Below are 2,042 nucleotides of genomic sequence, written 5' to 3' on the forward strand. Positions count from 1 at the left end.
ACCTTCTCCTTAGAAGACAGCCGTTCGGATTTGGCTGTCTTTTTATTTTACAATTTTTCAGAACACAAAGAATCCTTTTTACAGTTATTGAAAAAGACTTCAGTAAAGCGGTCATTCACTGCTTGCTCATGAACGCCGTCACTTTACTTATTCTGTATTTATCTTTTGCGAATGTACATATCTTCTAATTTCCCCGCAAACGGCTCAACGCCTGATATACTTCCAGCACTCCATACCCATATACCGGATTGGGATACGTCCGGTCCTCATCCCGCACCGCTCCGCGGATCAGCAGATTTTTCAGATCTGTCGTATTCAGATACAACATATTATTTTCCACAATTCCCCATTGAAAAAGCTGAGCGCAGGCACCGGCAGTCAGCGCAGCACTGATACTTGTACCGCTGCGAAGTTCATAGCGGTCCCGAAGCACAGGTCCCAGTACATTTACTCCCGGCGCGACAATATCTGGTTTCACCGCATCCAGACTGGAAAATCCTCTGCCGGAATCCGGGTCAATGCTTCCTCCGATTGCCTGATACGCTCCGGTGGTGATCGCCACCCGCGACATTCCCGGCATAGTGACCGTCGTGTTCGGATCAGATCTCAGGAAAAATACTTCTCCACTCAACAGTTGCGACAACGGAAGCCAGCAGAATATATTTCCACTCAGCACAAAATCTGCCTGCAATTCCACCGTCCAGATTCCACTGAGCGGTTGTTCAAACCGCAGCATGATCTGCTGCATGCTGTTTCTGGTTCCCACAATGGCATATTCTGCCGTTAATTTTGTTTTTTCAAACAAAAATACATATTCCTGCCGTTCTCCCGGACGTACCACAGTCTTCGGGAACCGTTCTCCGGTAGGCGATACGATCGACAGTTCATAAATCTCCGGAACCATCGTCCAGATTTCCATCTGAAATCCTGCAAGATTACTGCCAACGGACAGTTCAATACTCTCAACCGCGCCCTCTTCCATTCCCCTTTTTTGATAATGCCGCCGCTGATTTGCCGCATTTCCTGCTGCCACAACAACTGCCCGCTGCCGTCTTCGTCCAAACTCATCACACTGGATCGCCAGCGGTTCATCCCCGACATGATTTCCAAGTCCGCTCCCCATGCCAATACATAATACCAACGGCATTCGCCGCTCATATGCAAAACGGTTCAGCCAGCTGATTCCCATCATCAGATCATTTTCCTGATAACATTCCTGTCCCTGTGGAATAAAATAATAATCCCGCAGATATGGTTTCGCCTGTTTGCATTTTACAACTGCAATCTGAGCCAGCGGTGCTGCTCCCGAAAAATCTGCCGTGCCATCTGTGCTTCCACATGCTACCCCCGCCAGAAATGTACCATGTCCGTTTTCGTCCTGTTCCGGCACAATCTCCCGCGGTCGTTCTGACCGGAGTGCTTCATTAATCTGTTCCTCTCCATAAAATGCCCCGTAAACCATCCCATTCGGCGGTGTTCCATCTTCCGCCGTCTGATCCCAGATACCGACAATCCGTGTGGTCCCATCCTCATTTTGGAAAGCCGGATGTTCATACGTAATTCCCGTATCAACAAATCCGATCAAAACGCCCTGTCCCTGCAGATCCAGTGCTGATGGATTCTGTAAACGCAAAATCCCGCTGACTTCCAGCGCTGTCATATCCATCGGCACCAGACAATGCGGGATCGTCAGATACGGATAATCTACCAGATTCAACTCCGGTGCCCGCTCCCTGCTGTAAAATCCAATGTCATACGTATTGTCCACCTGTAAGATGCATTCCGGATTTCCCAGTGGATACCCACCGATATAATCAATGATCAGGTCGTAATAATCATTCGAATAAATCACTTTTTTGCAGATATTATCGTCCATATTTTTCTCAGAAAGCTTTTATCTATAAGTTATGCGAAGAAAAACCTTTTTGTTTCTTCTAAACACCTCTGTCATCTGCCCAAGAATATATCCCCCACTGACTATGATTGTTGTACAAGTCAAGCGGATATTCGCAATCCGCTTCGCTACTTGCTCATAACCGAAT

General features: G+C 47.4%; 1 protein-coding gene. It reads right to left on the reverse strand.

Annotated features, from left to right (window positions below; all coding sequences use genetic code 11):
• Nucleotides 1-184: 184 nt before the first annotated feature.
• Complete coding sequence (locus LG34_RS16295) at nucleotides 185-1,876, reverse strand: S8 family peptidase (RefSeq protein ID WP_109217014.1); 1,692 nt, start codon at nucleotides 1,874-1,876, stop codon at nucleotides 185-187.
• Nucleotides 1,877-2,042: the final 166 nt, after the last annotated feature.

The organism is Eubacterium ramulus (genome assembly GCF_003122485.1).
GTDB classification, from domain to species: Bacteria; Bacillota; Clostridia; order Lachnospirales; family Lachnospiraceae; genus Eubacterium_I; species Eubacterium_I ramulus_A.